Here is a 23,635-nt window from a genome sequence, read left to right as displayed (position 1 = left end):
TCCGGTCATGGCGTCGTCGCCGGCTGGCGGTCACGAGGCGTGAACGAGATCGGGAGCGACCGCCAGCCGGTGACGTTGCTCGAATGGAACCGCACCTTCGCGTCGTGGTCGACCTCGTAGTCGGGCAACCGGCGCAGGATCTCCTCGACGGCGACCTTGCCCTCCATGCGGGCGAGCGCGGCGCCGAGGCAGAAGTGGGCGCCGTACCCGAACCCGAGATGACGCTCGGGGCGGCGGAAGATGTCGAACTCCTCGGCGGTGGGACCGAACTCCCGCTCGTCGTGATTCGCCGCCCCGATCACCAGCAGCACCGAGTCGCCCGCCTTCATGGTCTTGCCGTACATCTCGTGGTCGCGGGTGAGCGTGCGGTGCATGTACTGCGTCGAGTTGTGGAACCGCAGCACCTCTTCGATCGCACCGGGCACGAGATCGAGATCCGCGGCGACGGCGGCCTTCTGGTCGGGGTGACGGTCCAGGAGTTCGAGGACGTTGGCCACCATCTTCGTGGTGGTCTCGTGGCCGGCGATCACGAAGAGCACACAGAATCCGAGCAGCTCCTCGTCGGTCAGCCGGCGACCGTCGACCTCGAAGCCGACCAGATCGCTGATGAGACCCGACCCCTCCCCCGCCTTCCGTTTCGGCAGGTCGGCCATGAAGTAGTCGACGAGGCCGAACATGCCCTCGGCCGCCTCCGGCGGGATCTCCATCACGCCGTCGTTGCGGATCATGATCTTGTCGCTGCTGACCCGGAGGTGGCCTCGGTCGGCCGGCGGCACCCCGAGCACGGCCGAGATCACGTCCATCGGATACGGGCTGGTGAGATCGCCGACGACCTCGGCGCGCCCCTGCGCGATGACCTGGTCGAGATAGCCGGTGAAGATCGCACGGATCTCGTCCTCCATCCGGGCCACCGTGCGAATGGTGAACACCCGGCTGACCAGCTTGCGCAGCACCGTGTGCTCCGGCGGGTCGAACTCGATCATCTGATCGAAACCCATCGACTGGCCGACCGGGCGACGGTTCTCGAGGGCGATGCCCCCGGCCGACGACAACAGCTCCGTGTCGCGGAACCCCTCCTGGACATCCTCGAAGCGGGTGAGCGCCCAGAACGCCAGCTCGTCGTTCCGGTACAGCGGCGCCTCGTCGCGCATGCGCTTGTAGGTCGCATACGGATCGTCGTGGTGCGAGAAGCCGAACGGGTTGAAGACGAGGTCGCTCACGCCCCGACCGTAGCGAATGAGACCGATCCACCCCGATTCCCCGACGAGACCCGACAACCGGGGCGGGTCACTGGCCGCCGGTGGACGCGATCCCTGTACACCCCGCGAGCGGTCACGTAGATTCGGCCGGGAACCCCCCATCCAGGAGACCCGTCCATGTCCGAAGTCGTGAAGGCCGCCATCCTCCAAACCGCCTGGACGGGCGACAAGGAGTCGATGATCGAGCTCCACGAGAAGTACCTGGCGGAGGCGGCCGAAGCCGGCACGCAGGTGATGTGCTTCCAGGAGCTCTTCTACGGCCCCTACTTCTGCCAGGTGCAGGACACGAAGTTCTACAGCTACGCCGAGGCGATCCCCGACGGTCCCACCACGAAGCGATTCCAGGAGCTGGCCGCGAAGTACGGCATCGTGCTCGTGCTCCCCATGTACGAGGAGGAACAGCCCGGCATCCTCTACAACACCGCCGCCGTGATCGACGCCGACGGCACCTATCTCGGCAAGTACCGCAAGGTCCACATCCCGCAGGTCAACGGCTTCTGGGAGAAGTTCTACTTCCGCCCCGGGAACCTCGGCTACCCCGTGTTCGACACCGCGGTCGGCAAGGTCGCCGTCAACATCTGTTACGACCGCCACTTCCCCGAAGGCTGGCGGGCACTCGGCCTCAACGGCGCCCAGATGGTGTTCAACCCGTCGGCGACGAGCCGTGGCCTGTCGGCCTATCTCTGGCAGCTCGAACAGACCTCCTCGGCCGCCGCCAACATGTACTTCGTCGGTGCCATCAACCGGGTCGGCGTGGAAGACCTTGGCGACAACGACTTCTACGGCACCTCGTACTTCGCCAATCCACGTGGACAGTTCGTGGGCGACCTGGCGTCGGACACCGACGAGGAACTCGTGATCCGCGATCTCGATCTCGGCCTCGTCAACGAGGTGCGAGACCAGTGGGCCTTCTACCGCGACCGCCGTCCGGACATGTACGGCAAGCTCACCGAGGCCTGACCAGTGACCACGAGCGCCGAGCTCCACGAGCGCTACAAGGCGGTGCTCCCCTCCTACGTGAAGCCGCTCTACGCCGAACCGATCTCGATCGACCGGGGCGAGGGCGGCTACGTCTGGGACCTCGAGGGCAACCGCTATCTCGACTTCTTCGGTGGCGTGCTCACCACGATGATCGGCCACAGCAACCCCGCCGTGGTCGCCGCGGTGCAGGCACAGGCCGCAAAGGTGATGCACACCTCCACGCTCTACCTGAGCGAACCGATGATCGCGCTGGCCGAGGAGATCGCCGCGATCTCGGGCATCCCCGACGCCCGGGTGTTCTTCACGACGTCGGGCAGCGAGGCCAACGACACCGCCATCCTGTTGGCCACCAGTCTGCGCAAGTCGAACCAGGTGCTGGCGATGCGCAACAGCTACCACGGCCGATCGTTCACCGCTCAGGCCATCACGTCGCACCGGTCGTGGTCGTCCACGAGCCTGTCGGGCCTGTCGGTCAACTTCGTGCAGGGCGGCTACCGCCTGCGCAGTCCCTTCCGCCATCTCGACGACGACGAGTTCACCGCCGCGTGCGTCGACGATCTCCAGCAGGTGATCGACATGATGACGGCGGGCGACGTCGCCTGCCTGATCGCCGAACCCATCCAGGGCGTGGGCGGTTTCGCCACCCCACCCGACGGATTCTTCGGTTCGCTCGGCAAGGTGCTCGCCAACCACGGCATCCTCTTCGTGGCCGACGAGGTGCAGACCGGGTGGGGTCGCACCGGCGAAAACTTCTGGGGCTATCAAGCCCACGACATCATCCCCGACATGCTCACCTTCGCCAAGGGCGTGGGCAACGGCATCACCCTCGCCGGCATCGTCGCGCGGGCCGAGATCATGGACACGATCAGTGCCCTGTCGTTCAGCACCTTCGGCGGCAATCCGTTGTCGGCCGCCGCCGGGCTCGCCACGCTGCGCTACGTCCGCGACAACGACCTCCAGGGCAACGCGTTGCGCATGGGCGAGCGGCTCACCGCCGCACTCGCGCCGGTCGTCGAACGCACCCCGTGGATCGCCGAGTTGCGGGGCAAGGGACTGATGCAGGCCATCGAGATGGTGCATCCCGATTCCATCGAGCCCGACAGCGGCCGCGCCGGCGACGTGCTCGAGGGATGCAAGCGACGCGGCCTGCTCGTCGGCAAGGGCGGGCTCTACAACAACGCGATCCGTATCACCCCGATGCTCGATGTGAGCGAAGATGAAATCGACGAGGGTGTCGCCGCTCTCGTGGCAGCGATCGAGGAGACAGCATGAAGAAGCTCATCAAGAACGGCACCGTCATCAGCTCGACCGGGGCCGACCCGGCCGATGTGCTGGTCGTCGACGAGACGATCGTCGCGGTGCTCCAACCGGGGTCCGAGCTCGCGAACTCGGCCGAGGCCGGGGCCGACCAGGTCATCGACGCGACCGGTCTCTACGTCATTCCCGGCGGCGTCGACGGTCACACCCACATGGAACTGCCGTTCGGCGGCACCGTGGCGTCCGACGACTTCGAGAACGGCACCCGCGCCGCGGCCTGGGGTGGCACCACGACCATCGTCGACTTCGCCGTGCAGAGCTTCGGGCAGAGCGTGCGCGAGACCAACGAGCAGTGGATGGCGAAGGCCGCCGGCAAGTGCGCGATCGACTACGGCTTCCACCAGATCATCGGCGACGTCAACGAACAATCGCTGAAGGACATGGACGCCCTCGTCGACGAGGGCGTCTCCAGCTTCAAGTTGTTCATGGCCTACCCCGGCGTGTTCCTCTCCGACGACGGACAGATCCTGCGGGCCATGCAACAGGCGGCCGGCAACGGCTCGCTCATCATGATGCACGCCGAGAACGGGCTCGCCATCGACGTGCTCGCCGAACAGGCCGTCGAGCGGGGCGAGACCGATCCCGTCAACCACGGCTACGTCCGCCGACCCGAGTTCGAGAGCGAGGCCACCCATCGAGCCATCCAGCTCGCCAAGGTCGGCGCCGCGCCGCTCTACATCGTGCACCTGTCGGCCAGCGAGGCGCTCGAACAGGTGGCGCTGGCCCGCAACAACGGCGCCAACGTGTTCGCCGAGACCTGCCCGCAGTACCTCTACCTCAACGTCGAGGACCACATGGACCAGGGCTTCGACGGTGCCGCCTACGTGTGCTCCACGCCTTTGCGTACCAAGCACGCCCACCACCACGAAGATCTCTGGAAAGGTCTGCGCACCAACGACCTCAGCGTGGTCGCCACCGACCACTGCCCGTTCTGCATGAAGGACCAGAAGGAACTGGGCCGCGACGATTTCCGGGCGATCCCCAACGGCATCGGCGGCGTCGAGCACCGCATGGACCTCATCTACCAGGGCGTGGTCAACGGCGAGATCAGCCTCGCCCGCTGGGTCGAGCTGTGCTCCACCACCCCGGCCCGCATGTTCGGCCTCTACCCCCGCAAGGGCACCATCCAGCCCGGCGCCGACGCCGACATCGTCCTCTACGACCCCAACCACACGTGGACCATCAGCGTCGACAACCACCACATGAACATGGACCACTCGGCCTGGGAGGGCTTCGAGATCAACGGCCACGTCCACACCGTGATGTCGCGCGGCCGCGTCATCATCGAGAACGACACCTACACCGGCAGCACGGGCCACGGGAAGTATCTCCCCCGCGGTCTGTCCGACTATCTGATCTGAGCAGGCATGCAGACCATCACCCACCTGATCGACGGCGTGTCCGTCGCCTCCACCTCGGGCCGCACCTCGCCGGTGTTCAACCCCGCCACCGGGGTACAGACCGCCGAACTCGCACTCGCGTCGGTGGACGAGGTCGACACCGCGGTGGCCAGCGCGCGCCGGGCCTACGACGAGTGGCGTCACGTGAGCATCGCGGCCCGCACCAAGCTGATGTTCGCGTTCCGCAATCTGGTGGCCGACAACGCCGACGAGATCGCGGCCCGGCTCACCGCCGAGCACGGGAAGGTCACGAGCGATGCGCGCGGCGAGGTGGCCCGCGGGCTCGAGAACATCGAGTTCGCCTGTGGTCTCGCCGACCACCTCAAGGGCCCGCACAGCGAGCACGCCTCGACCAACGTCGACGTCCACTCGGTGCGTCGTCCGCTGGGGGTCGTCGCCGGCATCACCCCGTTCAACTTCCCGGCGATGGTGCCGCTGTGGATGTTCCCGAACGCCATCGCCTGCGGCAACACCTTCGTGCTCAAGACCTCGGAGAAGGACCCGTCGGCCCCGCTGTTCATCGCCGAGCTGTTCCAGGAAGCCGGGTTTCCGCCCGGCGTGCTCAACGTGGTGCAGGGCGACAAGGTCGCCGTCGATCGGTTGCTCGAACACCCTGACGTGAAAGCCGTGAGCTTCGTCGGCTCCACCCCGATCGCGAAGTACGTCTACGAGACCGGCGCGGCCAACGGCAAGCGAGTGCAGGCCCTCGGCGGCGCGAAGAACCACATGGTCGTGCTGCCCGACGCCGACATCGGCCTCGCCGCCGACTCGGCTGTCTCCGCGGCCTACGGGTCGGCCGGTGAACGGTGCATGGCCATCTCGGTGGCGGTCGCCGTGGGCGACGTCGCCGACGCCCTCGTCGACGCCGTCAAGATCCGCATGGAGAAGCTGAAGATCGGCGACGGTACCGATCCCGACTCCGAGATGGGACCGCTCATCACCCGAGCGCACCGTGACAAGGTGGCCGACTACATCACGGCCGGCGAGACGGCCGGCGCGGCGGTGGTGGTCGACGGCCGCACGGCCGACTTCGACGGCGACGGCTACTTCCTCGGCGTCACGCTGCTCGACGAGGTCACCACCGACATGACCGTCTACACCGACGAGATCTTCGGCCCGGTCCTGTGCGTCGTCCGCGTCGACACCTACGCCGAAGCGGTCGACCTGATCGCCTCCAACCCGTGGGGCAACGGCGCCGCCATCTTCACCCGAGACGGTGGGGCCGCCCGCCAGTTCGCCGAGGACGCCGACGCGGGCATGGTGGGCATCAACGTCCCGATCCCCGTACCGGTCGGCTACCACTCGTTCGGCGGCTGGAAGGACTCGGCCTTCGGCGACACGACCATCTACGGCCCCGAGGGCATCCACTTCTACACCCGCCCCAAGGTGATCACCACGCGCTGGCCCGACCCGGCCGGGAGCACGGTCAACCTCGGCTTCCCCACCAACCAGTAGCTCGAAACGGAGAGAGAGCAACCATGGACTTCGGCGTCGTACTCCAAACCGATCCTCCGGCCTGGCGGGTGGTCGACCTCGCGCAGAAGGCCGAGACTCTCGGGTTCAGCCACGGGTGGACGTTCGACAGCCACGTGCTGTGGCAGGAGCCCTACGTCATCTATTCGCAGATGTTGTCGGCGACCAACCGGATGATCGTCGGTCCGATGGTGACCAATCCCGGCACCCGCAACTGGACCGTGACCGCGTCGCTCTACGCCACGCTCAACGACATGTTCGGCAATCGCACGATCTGCGGCATCGGGCGCGGCGACTCGGCCATGCGGGTACTCGGCCACACCCCGACCAAGCTGACGACACTCAGCGAGTCGATGCACGTCATCAAGGAACTCGCCGAGGGCCGCGAGGTCACCTACAACGGAACGCAGCAGCACTTCCCGTGGGCCAAGGAGTCGAAACTCGACATCCTGATGGCCGGCTACGGGCCGAAGGCGCTCGACCTGACCGGCCGGGAGGCCGACGGATTCATCCTCCAGCTGGCCGACCTCTCACTGGCCGAGTGGACCATCGGTGCCGTGCGCGCCGCAGCGGCCGACGCCGGCCGCGATCCCGACGACCTCTACATCTGCGTGGCGGCGCCGGCCTATGTCGGCCTCGACATCGCCCACCAGCGCGACCAGTGCCGCTGGTTCGGCGGGATGGTCGGCAACCACGTCGCCGACCTGGTCGAGCGCTACGGCGACAGCGGCGCCGTGCCCCAGGAGCTCACCGACTACATCAAGGGCCGGGAGGGCTACGACTACAGCGGCCACGGCAAGGCCGGCCATGACCACACCGACTTCGTGCCCGACGACATCATCGACCGCTTCTGCATCCTCGGCGACGAAGACGCCCACATCGAGCGGCTGAAGGCGCTCGAGGCGCTCGGTGTCGACCAGTTCGCGATCTATCTCATGCACGACCAGAAGGACGAGACGCTCAACGCCTACGGCCAGCGCATCATCCCCGCACTGACGTAGACGGACTCCACTCGGCTTCTAGTCCACCCGCTGGCGACGCCACGGCATGGCCACCCACTCGAGCGCGGCCACGGCCACGAACATGGCGATGCCCACCGCGCTCGCCCCGAGCACGGCGGCCCAGGCCGTGTCGTAGCGGGAGAGTCCGGCGCTCTGGGTGATCAGCTGACCGAGCGAACCCTGGGTACCACCGAAGTACTCGGCCACGATCGCGGAGATGATGGCCAGCGAGCTGGCGAGGCGCAGGGCCGACATGAGGAACGGCAGCGCGTTGGGGATCCGCACCCGCCGGATGACCGACCACTGCGAGGCCGCCTGGCTACGCATGAGCTCGACATGGACCGGCTCGACCTGGGTGAGTCCCTTGGTGACGTTGAAGAACACCGGGAAGAACACGACCACGATCACGACGAGCCGCCGCGAGAAGGGGTCGGTGGAGCCGAACCAGATGTTGAACACCGGCGCCAGGGACACGATCGGTACGGCCACCATGCCCGAGGCGATGGGGGTGACGATGTCGCTGAACCAGCCCCACCGTGACGCGATCAGGGACGCGAGTATCGCGAGTATCGAACCGACGATCAGGCCGTAGACGGCATTGCCGCCCGTCACCTCGACCCCGTCCCAGATGCGACCCCAGTTGTCGCCCACCGAGGTGTAGATCGACGAGGGGCTGGGCAGGAGGAATTGCTTGATGTCGAAGGCCCGTACGAGCCATTCCCACCCGCCGAGGAACACCGCGCCGAACAGCAACGGTACGACGATGGTCGCGGCCCGGTCGGAGAGCCGGCCGGTCACAGCGACATCTCCGATCGTCGGCCGGAGCCGGGCATGAGCCGTTCCAGACTGCCGACGGCCGAGGTGAAGACGAGCCCGAGCAGGCCGGCACCGATGATCGCGCAGTACATCTTGGGCGGGTCGGTCTGGGCCTGCTGGGCGTAGCCGAGGATCAGCCGACCCACGCCCCCGCTCAGCCCGATCGAGATCTCGCCGACGATCGAGCCGATGATCGATGCCGCCGCCGCGAGCTTGAGGGCGGGAATCAGGAACGGCACCGCGCCGGGGAGGCGCACCTTCATCAGCGTCTGCCGTCGCGTGGCGGCGTAGGAGTCCATGAGTTCGATGGAGTGACTGGGCGGGGACTGGAGGCCGCGGAGCCCGTTGACCGCCACCGGGAAGAACGTGAGATACGTGGCGATGAGCGAGACCGACATCCACGGCTGCCAGTCGACCACCTCGACCCGATTGCCCCATGTCACGATGACAGGGGCCAGAGCCAGCAACGGAATGGTCTGCGAGACGATGATCCACGGGAGGATCCCCTTCTCGAGCAGCTTCGACCGCAGCATGACGATCGCCAACGCCATGCCGATGAGGGCACCCATCACGAAGCCGGCCAGCGAGATCCGCAGGGTGTACCAGGATCCCTGCAACACCGCTTCCAACACCGTCGTGCCGCTGCGCCGCTGCTGGGGTTCGAAGAACCGCGCCACGATGTCGGACAGCGCCGGCATCGTGATCGCGTTGGTCTTGACCGGGAGGTCACCACCGATGAGTGGCCACTGGTCGTCGGTCGCGAGACCCATGCGGCGGTAGCCCTCGTAGAGCCCACAGAGCCCCACGATGGCCACCACCGCCGGAACGACCCGGAGGGCCCCGTCGATGATCCGTCGCTTCACGACGGCATGTCCGTCTCGGACATCGACGAGGCCCCCTCGGTATTCATTCGTTGTTGGTACTGACCGCGATCACTCGCCGCCGGGGGTGGGCTCGACGTCGATCGGCGCGTAGCTCTCGCCGGTGATGTCGAGTCCCTTTTCCTCGAGCTGCGCGAGGGCTTCCTCGATCAGGTCGGAGCGGGTGGCCTCCTCGGCCGGCTCCTCGGCGAGGATCTCGAACTCGACGGCGACGTCGACGGTCTGCTGGTACAGGTCGGGATCGAGGACACCGACACCGTCGGGCGACGGCCAGATCAGGTTGTTGACCTCGTTGATCATCCAGCGCTGGTGGCCTTCGCCGAGGATCGGCGCGTTGTCGAGCACGATCTCGACGCCTTCCTCGAGGTTGTCGCGGCAGTAGATCCAGCCCTCCATCGAGGCGGCGAGGAAGTCAACCGTCTGGGCGCGGAACTCCTCTTCCTCGAGTCGGTTGGTGTCGGCCCACAGCGCGTCCTGGAGCATCGCCACACCGAGATCGTTGTAGTCGATCACGTGCAGTTCCTCGGGCTGGATCAGCTCACCGGTTTCGGGGTTGATCGTCTCGAGCATCTGGGCGTACTCGTTGTAGATGGTCGCCATGGCGGCATCGATGTCACGGTTGGTGATCGCCACCATGTCGAACTGCTGCTGGACGAGCTCGACGTCGGTGTCGGGATCGAGCCCGGCCTGACGGATGGCCGCCAACAGCTCGAACTCGTTGCCGAAGCCCCAGTTGCCGATCTTCTTGCCTTCCCAGTCCTCGGGGCTGTCGAGCCCGGAGTCGGCCCACGACACCTGACGGGTGCCGGAACGTTGGAAGACCTGGGCGATCTGAGTCAGATCGGCGCCGGCCTCACGGGAGGCGAGGCCACGAACCGTGAACGACACCGCGTAGTCGGCGTCGCCGTTGGCCACGACCGTCTGCGGGACGATGTCGACGCCGCCCTCGATGATGGTCAGGTCGAGGCCGCGCTCGGCGTAGTAGCCCTGTTCGATGCCCGCGTAGTAGCCGCAGAACTGTCCCTGCGTGAACCACTGGAGCTGCAGTGAGATGGGGGTGAGGTCGCCCGATGCGTCATCGCCGGACGTGTCGTCGTCGCCCGTGGCGTCGTCGCCCGTGGCGTCGTCACCGGCATCATCGCCGGCCGCGTCGTCACCGGTGCCGGCGTCGTCCGAGTCATCGCCGCAGGCTGCGGCGAACAGCGCGAAGCCGACCAGCAATGCCACCAGCAGGCGCCATCGCGAAATCCGTGTGTTACTCATTTTTCCCCTCCAGGGTTTGGGTTCTTCTCACGTCGAATCCTCGACGAGACCGGTGTAGAGCTGCGGCCTCCGGTCCCGAAGGAACGGAAGGCGTCGGCGGCGCTCGACGACGTTGGCGAGATCGACCTCGGCGAACACTAGCTCAGGGCCGTCGGACTCGGCCTGAGACACAATGTTGCCGTCAGGCGCGTAGACGGCACTGGCGCCGTAGTAGGCCTTGTCGCCCTCCACGCCCGCCCGGTTGGCGCAGACGACGAACATGCTGTTGAACACAGCGTGGGCGCGAAGCTCGAGCTGGAACACCTCCCGGGTCGGCGCGCTCGCGCAGGCCACCGGCACACACATGATCGAGGCGCCACCCAGCGCGACGAGTCGTCCGAGCTCCGGGAAGTGCCGCTCGTAGCAGACGATGAGCCCGGCCCGGGTGGGGCCGAGGTCGACCACCGGGGGTGGCTCCTCGCCGGGTTGGAAGTAGTACTTCTCGGGGAACCCGTTGGAGAAGGGCAGGTGCGACTTCCGGTAGTGCACCGCCGCGGTACCGCCGACGAAGATGCTCGCCGTGTTGTGGTACACGCCAGGCGTGGCGCTCGCCTCGAAGACCGAGGACACGATCGAGATGCCGTGGGCCGCCGACCGTTCGGCGACCATCCGGTTCGACGGCCCATCGAGGGCTTCGGCCCAGTCGAAGTAGGTCGGGTCGACCTCGGCGGCGACGAACGGTGCGGAGAAGATCTCGGGCAGCACGACGAGCTGAGCTCCCGCCGCCGCGGCTTCGTCGATGAGCGCCGCCGTTTCGCGCAGATTCCCGTCGCGGTCGTCGGTGGGTCGGAGTTGGATCGCGGCGACGGTGTAGGGGGTCTCGGCGGCAACCATGTCGCTCACACCTTTCCGGCCGCGTCGGCCAGCGAGAGGAGCGTCTGCTCCTTGTCACCGTGGGTGGAGATCAGCGGCACTTCGACCCCCGCGTCGTGGAACTCACAGAGCTTGTCGTAGGCCTGCCCGGTCGTGCCACACGCGGTGACGTCGTGCACCAGCGACGTGGGGACGAGCGTCATCGCCCGCCGCACGTCGTCGGGAGTTGCCGGCCAGCCGGCGATCTCCTTGATGCGCTCGACGAGTTCGGGCTCGACCCCGCAGTGCTCGGCGATGTGGGGCTGCTGCATCAGATACTGGGTGAGGAACGCGCGGCAGGCGTCGACCGCGTCGTCGGGGCGATGGTCGTCGACGCTGCACGCGATGATCTGGGTGATGTGGATCTCGTCGCGGCCGTCGATGCGCTTGGCGATGCCCTCGTCGATCGCCGCCCGCGCCCCGTCGAGATAGCTGACCGGGAGGAGGAAGTCGAGGTTCACGCCGTCGCTGATCTCGCCGGCGAGCCGGAGCATCTGCGGCCCGACCGCGCCGAGATAGATCGGCACGTCGATGGCCTTGTTCTCGTGGTACATGCTGTCGAAGCGCACGCCGTCCATGTGCACGAAGTCGCCCGAGAACTCCACGAGCTCGTTGCGGAAGAACGTCTGGAGCACGCCCACGTACTCGCGCATGGCGGTGAGGGGCCGCTCGACCGGCGTGCCCACCTTCGAGGCGATCGGCTCCCACCAGGCCCCGATGCCGAGGATGGCCCGTCCCGGTGCGAGCTCGTCGAGCGTCTTGAACGTCACCGCCATCAACGCGGCGTTGCGACTCTTGTTGTTCACGACGCCGGTGGCGATGCGGATTCGCTTCGTCCGAGCGGCGATCACCGCCGCAGGGACGATCCCGTCCCGGGCGAGGCGGCCCTCGGCCACCCAGGCCGAGTGGAACCCGTGGCGATCGGCGAAATCCGCCTGCCACCACGTCTGTTCGAGGGTGAGCCGCTCGCCGAGGTGCACACCGAGAGGGATCGTCGTCACGAACCGGGGCTCCGTTTCGGCAGGGGGCGGCGCCGGGCCAGATAGCGGCCCCTGCCGCGATCGGCGGCGATCTCGCCGTGCTCGACGATCAGCTCGCCGCGCGAGATCACGTGGGTGGGACCGCCCACGAGTTCAGTGCCTTCGTAGAGGTTGTAGTCGGTGCGCATGTGGTGATCGGCCGCCCGCACCGTGCGCCGCTGCTCAGGGTCCCAGACGATCACGTCGGCGTCGGCGCCGGGCACCACGGCCCCCTTCTGCGGGTGCAGCCCGAAGAGTTTGGCCGGTCGGGTCGCGACCAGATCGACGAAGCGACACACGTCGAAGCGGCCTTGGCGCACCCCGGCCTGCCAGATGAGCGAGAGGCGGTCCTCGATGCCGGGGACGCCGTTGGGCACGTCGGGGAAGTAACCCAGGCCTCTCCCCTTCTGGGGCGGCAGGTCGTCGGGTTGACCCATGCAGAACGCCGCGTGATCGGTGCCGATGGTCGACAGCGTGTCGCTCACCAGTGCCTCCCAGAGGCTCTCCTGATTCGCGCGTTCACGGATGGGCGGCGAGCAGAGGTACTTGGCCGCCTCGTGCCCGAGTCCTTCGTAGTCCTCGTAGGCGGCGAGGAGATACTGCGGGCAGGTCTCGCCGTGGACGGGCAGCGCCCGCGCCCGGGCCGCCTGGATCTCGGCCGCCGCGAATCGACTCGACACGTGGACGACGAAGAGCGCGCTGCCCACGGACTCGGCGATCGCGATCGCGCGATGCACCGCTTCCTGTTCGGAGGTGTGGGTGTGGGCGGCCAGGTGGTGATGCTCCTCGACCATGCCGGCGGCCACGAGTCGATCGGTCGCGTCCTGCACGAGGTGACCGTTCTCCGCGTGGACCATCGGCATGACGCCCTCTTCGGATGCCGCGCGGAACCCGGCGATGAGCGTGGCGTCGTCGACCATCATCCCCTGGTAGGCCATGAAGAACTTCCAGCTCGTCGCGCCCTCCTCGGCCAGGCGCCGGAGGTCGTCGATCGCGCCCACCTCGAGCGCATTGCTCGGCACCATCGGGTGCAGGCCGAAATCGACGACGACCTTCTCCTCGGCCACCGCCCGGCGGGCCTGGAACGCCTCGTAGATGGTGTCCTCGGGACGCGACTTCACGAAGTCGACGATGGTGGTCGTGCCGCCGGCCGCCGCGGCGAGCGTGCCGGTGTGGAAGTCGTCGGAACTCTGGGTGGTGAAGTGCAGGGCCGGGTTCTCGAGATGTGTGTGGGTGTCGATCCCGCCGGGCAGCACGTAACAGCCGTGGGCGTCGATCTCCCGATCGCCCGTGCCCGTGCCCGGATCGACCAGGCTCATGATCTTCTCGCCGTCGATCACCACGTCGGCCGCGAACTCACCGCTGGTCCAGACGACCTGGCCGCCCCGGATGACGATCGATGCCATCAGGCGATCTCGTCGTCGACCAGGTCGAGGAGCTCGTCGAGGATCCCGAGCCCGAGCTCGAGGTCCTCGTGGCTGGTGACGAGCGGCGGGGCGAGCCGGATGATGTTGTTGTAGCAGGCCAGGAAGAGCCCTCGTTCCTGCGCGCCGCGCATGATCGACGCCATCGGCGCGGCTGCGGCCCCCTTCGCGCCGAACGGCACGAGCGGCTCCCTGGTGTCGCGATCACGCACCAGCTCCACGCCGTGGAAGAGCCCCATGCCGCGCACGTCGCCGACGCATCGGTGGCGCGTGGTGATCTCGGCGAGGCGGGCCGACACGAGTTCGCCGGCCGCGACGGTGCGGGCCAGGATGTCCTCTTCCTGGAACACCTTGATCGACTCGACACCGACCGCGCAGGCGAGGGGATGCCCGGCGTAGGTCTGCCCGATCGAGAACCGGTTGTCCTCCAGCCACTCCCTGATCTGGGCGCTGACGATCATCCCGCCGAGGGGCACGTAGCCGGAGTTGACACCCTTGGCGAACACCAGGATGTCGGGCACGACGTCGTAGTTGTCGCACGCGAACCAGGTACCGGTGCGCCCGAACCCGACCATCACCTCGTCGAGGATCAGCATGATGCCGTGTTTCGTGCAGACCTCACGTACGGCGGCGAGATAGCCGTCGGGCGGATAGATGATGCCGTTGGTGCCGGTGACGGTCTCGAGCACCACAGCGGCGACGGTCTCGGGATTCTCGTAGCCGAGGATCTCCTCGAGATGCGGCGCGCCGGTGCAGACCGGACACGGGTCGGGATGACCGGCCGGGCATCGGTAGGTGTAGGGGTCGAGAATGCGGACCACGCCCGGCACGCCCGGCTCGGCGTCCCAACGTCGAGGATCGCCGCCAACCGTGATCGTGCCCATCGTGCCGCCGTGGTAGGACCGGTTGCGGGCGACGACCTTGCTGCGCCCCGTCACGTGGCGAGCCAGCTTGATCGCACTCTCGACCGCGGCCGCCCCGCCGGTCGTGAAGTACGTGGCGGTCAGATCGCCGGGGCTGATCTCGGCCAGCTGGGCGGCCAGTTCGCTCCGGGCGTCGTTGGCCATGTTGGGGGCGACGTAGCAGACCTTCTCGGCCTGGCGCCGGATCGACTCGACCAACCGCGGGTGCTGATGGCCGAGGTTCATGTTGACGAGCTGTGATTGGAAGTCGAGGAACCGCGTCCCGTCGTGGGTCCAGAACCAGGCGCCCACGCCCCCAGCGATCAGGAGCGGATCGACCGCCGATTGTGTCGACCACGACGTGAGCACATGGTCTCGATCACGTTGCAGCGCTCGAGCCGCATCGTCCCGGCTGGTGTCCACGTCGGTCATCGTCGTCCTCGTCGCTGCGACTCGGGTAGGGTGGTCCAGTGTGTGAACCGATGGTCCAGGGAAAGTTAGCACAACCATGAGCGACGCCGTGCTGGCGCGACGGGCCGCGTCGCTGTTGCGCCTGGTCGCGTCCAGCGCCGAGCCGATCGGCCTCAGCGATCTGGCTCGGACATCGGCGATCCCGAAGGCCACGTGCGTGCGCATCCTGCGGGCACTCGTCGACGAGCAACTGATCGAGATCGAGCCCGACACCCGGCGCTACCGGGTGTCGTTCTCGTTGATCGCGCTGATGGCCGACCGCGTGCACGCCGACGGATCATTCGATCTCCTGGCCGCCGAGGTCGGCCGGTTGAGCGAGGTCACCAGCGAAACGGCGGGTGTCGACATTCTCGTCGGCAGCGAGGTGGCCGTGGTGCTCCAGGTCGAGGGACCGCTGCTGATCAGCCAGACCCGCACCCAGGTGCCCCGGCGACTCCCACTGCTCACCACCTCGACCGGCAAGGCCTTCCTCGCATGGCACACCGATCCCGCGTTCGTCGACGCCCAACTCGACACCGTCGACCAGACCGATCGCATCCGCCTGCTCGACGACTTCGCCCGCAGTCGGGATCGTGGCTATTCGCTCGCGTGGGAGGAACTCCACCCCGGTGCCGCCGCGATCGCCGCCCCCGTCCAGATCGACGGCCATGTCGTGTGCACGGTCTGGATCGGCGGGCCGAGTTTCCGCCTCACCCCCGAACAGATCCCGATTCTGGGGGTACACGTGGTCGACGCCGCCGACCGACTCTCCACCCTGCTGCGCACTGGTCGCGCCTCGCTGGCCGATCTTGCGATGACCCCAACTGCCTGATGAAGAAGAATGCCTGATGAGCCCGAGAGGAACACCATGACCACGACCCGCATCGCGTGCATCCAGACCGAGCCGGTGCTCGGCGAGGTCGCGTCGAACCTCGCCGACCAGGCAACGGCCTGCGCCGAGGCGATCGCCAATGGCGCCGACCTGCTCATCCTTCCCGAGTGCTCGACGACCGGCTGGGCGTTCCGCAGTCCCGAACAGGCCCGCTCGGTGGCCGAACCCGTACCCGACGGCACCGCGTGCGCCCAGTGGATGGCGCTGGCCCGGGAGCACGACGTGCACGTCGTCGCCGGATTGGTGGAACTCGCCGGGGAACGCGACGGCGGCGCCCTCTACAACACCGCCGTGCTCATCGGACCCGACGGCCTCATCGGTTCCTACCGCAAGGCCCACACGTGGGCGCTCGAGAAGACGTTCTACGAACCCGGCGATCTCGGCGTGCCCGTGTTCGAGACACCGCTCGGCCGGATCGGCATTCACATCTGCTACGACTGCTGGTTCCCCGAGTCGTTCCGGCTCATGGCCGCCCAGGGCGCCGACCTCATCTGTGCGCCGTCGAACTGGGTGCCGGTGCCGACCCAGCGTGACGACCTCCCGGCGATGGCCAACCTGCTCTGCATGACCGCCGCCCACTCCAACGTGGTCTACGTCGCCGCGGCCGGTCGGGTCGGTGCCGACGACGACCAGCCCTTCATCGGCCAGAGCATCATCGTGGACCACACCGGTTGGCCGCTCGCCGGGCCGGCCAGCGCCGAGCAGCCCGAGATCATCTACGCCGACGTCGACCTCATCGGTTCGCGCGCCGACCGGCGGGGCAACCCGTTCAATCAGCCGCTGCGGGATCGCCGCACCGACGTCTACGCCGAGATGCTCGGTTCCGACCAAGCTCCAGGCGACTACTGAACGCCGGGCGACTACTGATCAGTTGGCGACCTGCTCCACCGAGCGGAGTGCCTCTCGCACCTCACGGGTCTTCTCGAAGAAGGTCGGATCGTTGCGGGTCTCGTCGTTGCGCTCGCCGAGGTCGACGTCGATCATCGTGTGGATGCGGCCCGGTCGCGGCGACATGACGACGACCCTCGACGACAGGAACGCTGCCTCGGGCACCGAGTGGGTGACGAACACGATCGTGGTGTCGAGCTCGCGATAGATCCGCAACAGCTCGGCCTGCATGTGCTCACGGGTCATCTCGTCGAGCGCGCCGAACGGCTCGTCCATGAGGAGCAACTTCGGTGCGAACGTGAGGCAGCGGGCGATGGCGACGCGCTGCTGCATGCCACCCGACAGCTGCGCCGGGTAGTGGGTGCCGAACTCGCTCAGCTTGACGAGCTCCAGCATCTGCTCGCTGCGCTCGCGACGCTTCGACTTCGACCACCCCTTGAGCTCGAGCGGCAACTCGATGTTGGCGCGCACGGTGCGCCAGTCGAAGAGGCCCGCCTTCTGGAACGCCATCGCGTGGTCCTGGTCGAGTCGGGCCTGCGACGCGGCCTTGCCGAAGACCCGGGCGGTGCCGTGGGTGGGGGCCAGCAGATCGGCGATCACGCGCAGCAGGGTGGACTTGCCGCAACCCGACGGGCCGATCAGCGAGATGAACTCGCCCTGCTGGACCGTGAGGTCGATGCCCCGCAACGCCTCGACCGCGTTGGCCGAGCCCTCGTTGAAGATCTTGTCGACCCCTCGGAGTTCGACCGCAGGTGCGCCGGGGTCGACCCCGGCGCCATCGTCCTCGCTCATGCGGACTCCCCTTCGGTGAAGGGTTCGGGCACGATGCCGAGATCGTCGAGCACCTCGCGGGCGAGTCGGAACGCTTCGACCCCGGCGGGCACGCCGGCGTAGACCGAGACCTGCAGGAGCGTGTCGCGCAACTCGTCGAGTGTGCAGCCGTTGCCGATGGCCGCCCGGAAATGGGTCTTGAACTCGTGCGAGCGGTTCAGCGCCGAGAGGATGCACAGATTGTTGAGGCTGCGCTGCTTGTCGGTGAGCGTCGACCGTCCCCACACGCCGCCCCAGCAGTACTCGGTGACCGTCTCCTGGAACTCCTGGTTGAACGAGTCGAGACCGGCGAAGGCCCGGTCGACGTACTCGTCGCCGAGGACCCGGCGCCGGGCGGCCATCCCCTCATCGAACTTCGGATTGCTCACGTGTGGGTTCTCCCGTCGGCAGCGGCGCCGTCACCCTACCTCGCAACATTTTCGTGCCTCATCGCTTCGCCGACTCGTCAGAGATCAGTCACGCGGTGGACTCGTCGAGTCCGTGTCGAGCACCGCGGGGAGGTCGCTGGCGCGGATCCGGTCGGCGAACGAGTAGTCGAGCGGGGCGATGCCGTCGAACGGCGCGTCGAGCGAGATCTGCGCATCGCTCGGATAGGGCGCCGCGTCGCGCACGGCCAGGGTGACATCGGCGGTGTCCCCCGACAGCAGATAGACGTCGGCCTCGAGGCCGGGGAAGAACCGACTCGCACAGGAGAACACGCCGTGCACGCCCTCGACGGCGACGGCCGCCTCGGCCACCGATCGAGCATCGCCGCCGCGCCGCAGCACGACCCGGATGCCCGTGTGGCCGAGATGGGGCACGTCGCGATCGTCGAGACGCAGCGCGGGGTCGCCGACGACCCAGGAGAGGTCCATGGCATCGCCGGTGCGGACCGTTCGCCGACCGGCGCCCTCCATACGACCGCCGGCCTCGAGGACGTCGCGGAACACGGTCATCGCCTCGATCGCCTCACCGGGATCGACCGCGGTCAGATAGATCGTGACGTTGACACCCTTGCCGGCATCGAAGCCCGGATGGGTGTCGACGACCGGCAGTCGGATCTCGTGCAGTTCGGGTGGCGCGACATAGCGACAGCCCGCTGCGATCTCGGGCATCGCGATGTTGGGCGGGAGATGCTCGAGGTCGTACCAACGATGCCAACTCTCGATGTTGTCGTGGTCGGTGTCGAGCGCCGTGAAGATGATGCCCTTGGCTTCCATGGGCACGACTTTCTCACGATTGGGGCGATCCCTCCCGCATTCCCCCTACGGGCGCGCGGTGCGCGACACTGACGGCATGCAGGGACTCATTCTCGAAGGAACCACCGAAGACAGCGTTCGTCTCTCCGACGACGTCTCGCTCGCCAACCCCGACCTCGCCCCGCGCCAGGTCCGGGTCGAGATCAAGGCCGCCGGCGTGTGCGGTTCCGATCTCAGTTGCGTGCACGGCAAGTACTACATGCCGACCCCGCTGGTCCCCGGTCACGAGGCGGCCGGCGTGGTGGTCGAGGTGGGCAACGCCGTCACCTATTGCCAGGTCGGCGACCACGTCATCCTGTCGACGTTCTCGAACTGCGGTCATTGCCCCGACTGCGAGGGCGGCAACCCCGGCAACTGCAGCAACTCACCGCTCGGCGGTCTCTCGCAGCCCTACGCAGAGGGTGATCAGGCGCTCTACAACTTCGCCGGTATCGGCGCCTTCGTGCAGCAGACCATCGTCAGCGAGAACCAGTGCATCCCGATCCCGAAGGAGATGCCGCTCACCGCGGCGGCCCTCATCGGTTGCGGTGTCATCACCGGCACCGGTGCGGTGTTCAACCGGGCCCACGTGCAGATCGGCGACACCTGTGTGGTGATCGGTGCCGGCGGTGTGGGTCTCAACGTCATCCAGGCCGCCAAGCTCTGCGGCGCCTCGCAGATCATCGCCGTCGATCGGGTGCCCGAGAAGCAGGCCTACGCGACCGACTTCGGCGCCACCGACTTCATCCTCGCCGAGGAGGGCGTCGACGTGATCGAAGAGGTGAAGAAGATGACCGGCGGCGGTGTGAACCATGCGTTCGAGGTCGTCGGCTCCACGCAGCTCCTGGCGGACTGTCTCCAGATGACGCGCCCGGGCGGCAACATCTGTGCCGTGGGTGTCCCCGACCTCACTGCCACCGTCACCTACGGCTTCCAGACGCTCCACCAGAACAAGAACCTGATGGGCATCCGGGCCGGCGGCGCCCGCCCTCGCAAGGACTTCCCGATGCTCGCCGATCTCTACCTCAAGGGGAAGCTGAAGCTCGACGAGCTCATCAGCCACACTGCGGGCCTCGACGGACTCCAGGGCGCCTTCGATTCCATCAAGGAAGGCAAGGAAGCCCGCACGATCCTCCTGCCCAACGGCTGACCGCCCGGCCATGGCCCGCCGACCCGATTGGATCGACCCGCGCTCGGTCGGCGACGAACCCGACTATCGGTTCACGCTGGCCAACGAGCGCACGTTCCTCGCGTGGATCCGCACGTCGCTGGCCCTCGCCGCGGGTGGCCTCGGGGCGATCAGCCTCATCGAGGACCTCTACGGCCAGGAGTGGATCGGGCTGGCCCTTCTGGCCCTCAGCTTCATCACTGCCGCGTCGGCCTACCGGCGTTGGTCGCTCAACGAGCGCTCGATGCGCCTGGGCGAGTCGCTCCCGGTGTCGCGGCTCCCCGCGATCATCGCCATCGGCACGGCCTTGCTCGGTGTGGGCGCCGCGATCCTGTTCATCGTCGCCGGCGACTGAACGTGGGGGCACTGTCGAAACCCGAGCGACGCTGGAGCAAGGTCGTCGACCCCGGGCTGCAGCAGGAACGAACCGCGCTCGCCTGGGAACGCACTGCCATCGCGATCATGGTCTCCGGCGTGCTCCTGGCTCGCTACGCGGCCCAGTCGTCGCACTGGTCGACGGCGCTGATCGGCCTGGCCCAGACCATGGCCGGCGGGGGTCTGCTCGTGTGGGCCGGCGTGCACTATGCCGAACTGCGCGGTCCACTGCTCGAAGGCACTGCAGTCGTCCATCCCGTGGCCACCCGGGTGATCGGGCTCGGCACCGTGGCCTTCAGTGCGGCGGCCCTCGGCTTCGCCGTTCTCGAGATCACCCTCCGCTGAACTCAGCCGATCGGGAGAACGACGTCGGGCAGCGGGTGGCGGTAGAGCTTCGCGGCATTCTCGCTGCACATCATGCGCAGCTCGTGGGCGGGCAGGTCGCCCCACACCTCGTCGATCACGCGCTGGGTGTCGGGCCAGGTGCTGTCGCCGTGGGGGTAGTCGGTCTCCACGCAGATGTTCTCCACGCCGATCACGTCGCGGGTGCGGATGGTGGACGGATCGTCGATGGTGCAGAACCAGAAGTTGCGGCGCAGCACATCGGCGGGCCGCACATCCCAGCCGAGCCCGTAGCCGCTGCGATCGACGATGTTGTCGAGGCGGTCGATCAGCATCGCCACCCAACCGATGCCGCCCTCGCTCATCGCGATCTTCAGCGACGGGTGCCGCAGCGGATACTCCGACCACAACCATTCGGCGCAGGCGCCCAGCGAGAGCTGGCCGAACATGGTGGCGCCGAGCTGGAGCGACGGCCCGCCCTTCGGAATCTCGTGGAGCCCCGACGACCCGACATGGAGCGAGATGACCGTGTCGGTGTCGACGCAGGCCTGGATGATCGGATCCCAGAAGTCGCGGTCCCACAGGTTGGGGAGGCCGATCGCGTGGGGTCGCTCGGGGAGGGTGACCGACGTGAAGCCGCGGGCCGCGTTGCGATGGATCTCGGCTGCCGCCTCGGCGGCGTCGCCGAGATAGGTGATGCCGCCGGGGATCACGCGTTGAGGGTGGGGCTCGTACCACTCGGCGAACAGCCAGTCGTTCCATGCCCGGACCGCGTCGAGCCCCACCGCCGGGTCCGACGCCCGAGCGAAGACCGAGCCGCAGAAGCCGGTGATCTGGCTCGGGAAGTTGAGCATCGCCCACACGCCGCCGAGGTCCATGTCCTCGATGCGGGCCTCGATGTCGTAGCAACCCGGACGCATGTGCTCGAAACGGAACGGTTCGATCTTCACCGAGTCGGGCCGCCGCCCGGCCACCGCGTTCATTCCCATCTGGACATAGCGGTTGCCGTCGAACTCCCACAGCTGATGACCGTGCTCGTTCTCGACGAGCTGCGGGCCCCGCGCTCGCAGCTCCGGCTGCATGTAGGTCTCGAACAGGTGCGGCGGTTCGACGACATGGTCGTCGACGGAGATGACGGTGTACTTCACCTCGGACGGTTCGGGGTCGGGCAGGAACAGATCGGGATCGAGCGCGGTCACGGTCTCATCGTGTCACGGTGCGAGGCGGTAGCGAAGATGCGGCACGAGTGCGGCACCGACCTGCTCATCCTTGCGGGCGCCGTCGAAGCGCCAGCCTCGGGCCTCGTAGAACCGGCAGGCCGCGTCGTTGCCGTCCATGACCCAGAGCACGACGGGTTTCGGTCCGTCGGCTCGCAACCCGTCGACGCCGGCGTCGAGCAGGGTCGAGCCCAGCCCGCGTCGCCAGACCGACGGGTCGAGGTAGATCGAGAACACCTCGGCCGCGTCCGGGTCGCTCGGCGAGCTCGACCCGCCGGCGAGGAACCCGACCGCTTCCCCACCACGCTCGACCAGCAGCCGCACACCATCGTTCGGGGACGACAACACCGACGTCCACATCGTGGTCCGTTCGGCCACGCCGAGCGACGCGAGCAAGTCCGCGTCGAGCAGCCCGTCGTAGGTCGCGAGCCACGAACGGACATGGACTTCGGCGACGGCCGGCGCGTCGTCCACCGTCATCTCACGAATCGAAAACTCCACGACGCCAACCTACGGTGACGACCATGAAGGTTCTCGTGATGGGTGGCACCAACTTCAACGGACTCGCCCTCGTGCACGAACTCGTGCGCCAGGGCCACGACGTCACCGTGCTCAACCGGGGCAGGAGTGAGGCCGACATCCCCGACTCGGTGCACCGACTCGTGGGCGATCGCAGCGAGCCCGACACGATCCGGGCCGCCCTCGCCGGCACCGAGTGGGATGTGATCCAGGACGTCACCGCGTATCACCCCGACGATGTCGCCCTGATGATCGAACTGTTCCGCGACCGGGTCGGTCACTACATCTTCGCCAGTTCCACCGTCACCTACGCGGCCACCGACCTCCTTCCGATCACCGAGGACCACCCCGACGATCGCACCGATGCCCAGAACGAATACGGCCTCCACAAGCTGCTGTGCGAGGACCTGTTGTGGGCTGCCCGCCGCGACCATGGCTTGCCGGCGACGAGCGTGCCGTTCTCGATGGTCTTCGGGCCTCACAACATGATCTCGGCCCGCGAGCAGGCGATGTTCCGGCGTCTCGTCGAGGGCCGCCCCATCCTGATGCCCGGCGACGGCACCACCCTGCTCCAGGTCGGCCATGTCGACGACCAGGCCCGGGCCCTCGAACAGATGATGGGCAACACCGCCACAATTGGGCGCCGCTACAACCTCACCGGCAATGAGTACGTCACCCGCAACGGCTACGTCGCCGGCCTGGCTGCGGCCGCCGGGGTGACATCGCCCGACGTCCGCCACATCGCACCCGACGCCATGGACCAGTTGTGGAACGGTGAGGTGCTCGTCGATCTCGGTGACAACAACGGCATGAGCCTGGCGGTGCGATCGCGCGGAAGCGGCAACCCGACCGTGAACCGTTCGGCCGGGAGACAGCGTTTCCAACTGAGTCAGTTGGTGCAACACCTGGCGCCGAACATCCATCACTGGAACCGGTCGACGGTGTTCTCGATCGACCGACTCCGCCACGACGTGGGCTGGGAACCGCAACACACGTTCGCGTCGATGGCCGACGACACCTTCCGCTGGTGGCACGACACGGGCCTGGCCGATCGACCCCACGACTGGTCGTTCGAGGACAACATCCTCGCGGCCATCTGACCGACCACC

At 67.5% G+C, this 23,635-nt stretch carries 24 protein-coding genes; 11 read left to right on the top strand and 13 right to left on the bottom strand.

Translation table 11 applies throughout. The annotated features are described in order from the left end of the window. Positions 1–5: 5 nt before the first annotated feature. A complete protein-coding gene (locus tag RIB98_12775) occupies positions 6–1,220 on the bottom strand; it encodes a cytochrome P450 (protein ID MEQ8841846.1) in 1,215 nt (404 codons plus the stop codon). 156 nt (positions 1,221–1,376) lie between these two features. Here RIB98_12775 and RIB98_12770 point away from each other — a divergent pair, with 156 nt between their 5' ends. From RIB98_12770 to RIB98_12750, 5 genes are read left to right on the top strand one after another with little or no spacing between them, the layout of a single operon-like run. Continuing rightward, a complete protein-coding gene (locus RIB98_12770) occupies positions 1,377–2,219 on the top strand; it encodes a nitrilase-related carbon-nitrogen hydrolase (GenBank protein MEQ8841845.1) in 843 nt (280 codons plus the stop codon). Positions 2,220–2,222: 3 nt separating this feature from the next. Continuing rightward, positions 2,223–3,512 (top strand): aspartate aminotransferase family protein, encoded by a 1,290-nt coding sequence (locus RIB98_12765; protein MEQ8841844.1) that lies wholly within the window; start codon positions 2,223–2,225, stop codon positions 3,510–3,512. Further along, positions 3,509–4,918, top strand: coding sequence for a dihydropyrimidinase (hydA, locus tag RIB98_12760; GenBank protein MEQ8841843.1), 1,410 nt, complete (start codon positions 3,509–3,511; stop codon positions 4,916–4,918). The genes RIB98_12765 and hydA (RIB98_12760) overlap by 4 nt, the downstream gene beginning before the upstream one ends. A gap of 6 nt (positions 4,919–4,924) precedes the next feature. Continuing rightward, positions 4,925–6,412, top strand: coding sequence for a CoA-acylating methylmalonate-semialdehyde dehydrogenase (locus RIB98_12755; protein MEQ8841842.1), 1,488 nt, complete (start codon positions 4,925–4,927; stop codon positions 6,410–6,412). Between the two features lie 23 nt (positions 6,413–6,435). After that, complete coding sequence (locus RIB98_12750; protein MEQ8841841.1) at positions 6,436–7,431, top strand: TIGR03842 family LLM class F420-dependent oxidoreductase; 996 nt, start codon at positions 6,436–6,438, stop codon at positions 7,429–7,431. Positions 7,432–7,449: 18 nt separating this feature from the next. On the opposite strand, the gene RIB98_12745 is transcribed toward RIB98_12750, so the two are convergent. The 7 genes from RIB98_12745 to RIB98_12715 form a co-directional block, all read right to left on the bottom strand. Further along, positions 7,450–8,229, bottom strand: coding sequence for an ABC transporter permease subunit (locus RIB98_12745; GenBank protein ID MEQ8841840.1), 780 nt, complete (start codon positions 8,227–8,229; stop codon positions 7,450–7,452). Next, complete coding sequence (locus RIB98_12740; GenBank protein ID MEQ8841839.1) at positions 8,226–9,110, bottom strand: ABC transporter permease subunit; 885 nt, start codon at positions 9,108–9,110, stop codon at positions 8,226–8,228. The genes RIB98_12745 and RIB98_12740 overlap by 4 nt, the downstream gene beginning before the upstream one ends. Before the next feature lie 69 nt (positions 9,111–9,179). After that, entirely contained in the window at positions 9,180–10,391 is a 1,212-nt protein-coding gene (locus tag RIB98_12735; protein ID MEQ8841838.1) for an ABC transporter substrate-binding protein, read from the bottom strand. A 27-nt stretch (positions 10,392–10,418) separates the two neighbouring features. Next, on the bottom strand, positions 10,419–11,264 hold the full coding sequence (locus RIB98_12730) for a nitrilase-related carbon-nitrogen hydrolase (protein MEQ8841837.1): 846 nt from the start codon (positions 11,262–11,264) through the stop codon (positions 10,419–10,421). Positions 11,265–11,269: 5 nt separating this feature from the next. After that, positions 11,270–12,283, bottom strand: a complete 1,014-nt coding sequence (locus RIB98_12725; GenBank protein ID MEQ8841836.1) for an LLM class flavin-dependent oxidoreductase — start codon at positions 12,281–12,283, stop codon at positions 11,270–11,272. Next, positions 12,280–13,707 carry a dihydropyrimidinase gene (hydA, locus tag RIB98_12720; GenBank protein ID MEQ8841835.1) on the bottom strand — a complete coding sequence of 476 codons (1,428 nt, stop codon included), beginning with the start codon at positions 13,705–13,707 and terminating at the stop codon, positions 12,280–12,282. The genes RIB98_12725 and hydA (RIB98_12720) overlap by 4 nt, the downstream gene beginning before the upstream one ends. Further along, complete coding sequence (locus tag RIB98_12715; protein MEQ8841834.1) at positions 13,707–15,059, bottom strand: aminotransferase class III-fold pyridoxal phosphate-dependent enzyme; 1,353 nt, start codon at positions 15,057–15,059, stop codon at positions 13,707–13,709. Before RIB98_12715 ends, hydA (RIB98_12720) begins: the two co-directional genes overlap by 1 nt. A 76-nt stretch (positions 15,060–15,135) precedes the next feature. Between RIB98_12715 and RIB98_12710 the strand changes: the two genes are divergently transcribed. Together RIB98_12710 and RIB98_12705 are read left to right on the top strand one after the other, a co-directional pair. Next, positions 15,136–15,909 (top strand): IclR family transcriptional regulator, encoded by a 774-nt coding sequence (locus RIB98_12710; GenBank protein MEQ8841833.1) that lies wholly within the window; start codon positions 15,136–15,138, stop codon positions 15,907–15,909. A gap of 36 nt (positions 15,910–15,945) precedes the next feature. Then, positions 15,946–16,818, top strand: coding sequence for a nitrilase family protein (locus RIB98_12705; protein ID MEQ8841832.1), 873 nt, complete (start codon positions 15,946–15,948; stop codon positions 16,816–16,818). Positions 16,819–16,836: 18 nt separating this feature from the next. Here RIB98_12705 and RIB98_12700 read toward each other — a convergent pair whose 3' ends face one another. The 3 genes from RIB98_12700 to RIB98_12690 all read right to left on the bottom strand — a co-directional run bounded on the left by RIB98_12700 (position 16,837) and on the right by RIB98_12690 (position 18,887). Continuing rightward, positions 16,837–17,649: an ABC transporter ATP-binding protein gene (locus RIB98_12700; GenBank protein ID MEQ8841831.1), complete on the bottom strand. Its 813-nt coding sequence runs from the start codon at positions 17,647–17,649 to the stop codon at positions 16,837–16,839. Next, positions 17,646–18,056, bottom strand: a complete 411-nt coding sequence (locus RIB98_12695; GenBank protein MEQ8841830.1) for a carboxymuconolactone decarboxylase family protein — start codon at positions 18,054–18,056, stop codon at positions 17,646–17,648. The genes RIB98_12700 and RIB98_12695 overlap by 4 nt, the downstream gene beginning before the upstream one ends. 84 nt (positions 18,057–18,140) lie before the next feature. Beyond that, positions 18,141–18,887, bottom strand: a complete 747-nt coding sequence (locus tag RIB98_12690; protein MEQ8841829.1) for a hypothetical protein — start codon at positions 18,885–18,887, stop codon at positions 18,141–18,143. Positions 18,888–18,945: 58 nt separating this feature from the next. On the opposite strand from RIB98_12690, the gene RIB98_12685 reads away from it, so the two are divergent. From RIB98_12685 to RIB98_12675, 3 genes are read left to right on the top strand one after another with little or no spacing between them, the layout of a single operon-like run. Continuing rightward, positions 18,946–20,055 carry a zinc-binding dehydrogenase gene (locus tag RIB98_12685; GenBank protein MEQ8841828.1) on the top strand — a complete coding sequence of 370 codons (1,110 nt, stop codon included), beginning with the start codon at positions 18,946–18,948 and terminating at the stop codon, positions 20,053–20,055. 10 nt (positions 20,056–20,065) lie between these two features. Beyond that, positions 20,066–20,428 carry a DUF202 domain-containing protein gene (locus RIB98_12680; protein ID MEQ8841827.1) on the top strand — a complete coding sequence of 121 codons (363 nt, stop codon included), beginning with the start codon at positions 20,066–20,068 and terminating at the stop codon, positions 20,426–20,428. 2 nt (positions 20,429–20,430) lie between these two features. Continuing rightward, complete coding sequence (locus tag RIB98_12675) at positions 20,431–20,793, top strand: DUF202 domain-containing protein (GenBank protein ID MEQ8841826.1); 363 nt, start codon at positions 20,431–20,433, stop codon at positions 20,791–20,793. Positions 20,794–20,795: 2 nt separating this feature from the next. On the opposite strand, the gene RIB98_12670 is transcribed toward RIB98_12675, so the two are convergent. Continuing rightward, positions 20,796–21,989, bottom strand: coding sequence for an amidohydrolase family protein (locus RIB98_12670; GenBank protein MEQ8841825.1), 1,194 nt, complete (start codon positions 21,987–21,989; stop codon positions 20,796–20,798). 12 nt (positions 21,990–22,001) lie between these two features. Further along, positions 22,002–22,508: a GNAT family N-acetyltransferase gene (locus tag RIB98_12665; GenBank protein MEQ8841824.1), complete on the bottom strand. Its 507-nt coding sequence runs from the start codon at positions 22,506–22,508 to the stop codon at positions 22,002–22,004. A 23-nt stretch (positions 22,509–22,531) separates the two neighbouring features. On the opposite strand from RIB98_12665, the gene RIB98_12660 reads away from it, so the two are divergent. Then, entirely contained in the window at positions 22,532–23,626 is a 1,095-nt protein-coding gene (locus tag RIB98_12660) for an NAD-dependent epimerase/dehydratase family protein (GenBank protein MEQ8841823.1), read from the top strand. Positions 23,627–23,635 lie beyond the last annotated feature (9 nt).

It is taken from the genome of Acidimicrobiales bacterium (assembly GCA_040219515.1).
GTDB lineage: Bacteria > Actinomycetota > Acidimicrobiia > Acidimicrobiales > Aldehydirespiratoraceae > JAJRXC01.
The sequence above is the reverse complement of the archived record's forward strand: the minus strand, read 5'-3'. Positions and strand labels throughout refer to the sequence as shown.

Coding starts and splice junctions, on each gene's coding strand:
- RIB98_12700 (MEQ8841831.1), bottom strand. CDS start 17,649: ATGAGCGAGGACGATGGCGCCGGGGTCGACCCCGGCGCACCTGCGGTC.
- RIB98_12705 (MEQ8841832.1), top strand. CDS start 15,946: ATGACCACGACCCGCATCGCGTGCATCCAGACCGAGCCGGTGCTCGGC.
- RIB98_12770 (MEQ8841845.1), top strand. CDS start 1,377: ATGTCCGAAGTCGTGAAGGCCGCCATCCTCCAAACCGCCTGGACGGGC.
- RIB98_12715 (MEQ8841834.1), bottom strand. CDS start 15,059: ATGACCGACGTGGACACCAGCCGGGACGATGCGGCTCGAGCGCTGCAA.
- RIB98_12730 (MEQ8841837.1), bottom strand. CDS start 11,264: ATGGTTGCCGCCGAGACCCCCTACACCGTCGCCGCGATCCAACTCCGA.
- hydA (MEQ8841843.1), top strand. CDS start 3,509: ATGAAGAAGCTCATCAAGAACGGCACCGTCATCAGCTCGACCGGGGCC.
- RIB98_12690 (MEQ8841829.1), bottom strand. CDS start 18,887: ATGGAAGCCAAGGGCATCATCTTCACGGCGCTCGACACCGACCACGAC.
- RIB98_12680 (MEQ8841827.1), top strand. CDS start 20,066: ATGGCCCGCCGACCCGATTGGATCGACCCGCGCTCGGTCGGCGACGAA.
- RIB98_12735 (MEQ8841838.1), bottom strand. CDS start 10,391: ATGAGTAACACACGGATTTCGCGATGGCGCCTGCTGGTGGCATTGCTG.
- RIB98_12660 (MEQ8841823.1), top strand. CDS start 22,532: ATGAAGGTTCTCGTGATGGGTGGCACCAACTTCAACGGACTCGCCCTC.
- RIB98_12710 (MEQ8841833.1), top strand. CDS start 15,136: ATGAGCGACGCCGTGCTGGCGCGACGGGCCGCGTCGCTGTTGCGCCTG.
- hydA (MEQ8841835.1), bottom strand. CDS start 13,707: ATGGCATCGATCGTCATCCGGGGCGGCCAGGTCGTCTGGACCAGCGGT.
- RIB98_12755 (MEQ8841842.1), top strand. CDS start 4,925: ATGCAGACCATCACCCACCTGATCGACGGCGTGTCCGTCGCCTCCACC.
- RIB98_12750 (MEQ8841841.1), top strand. CDS start 6,436: ATGGACTTCGGCGTCGTACTCCAAACCGATCCTCCGGCCTGGCGGGTG.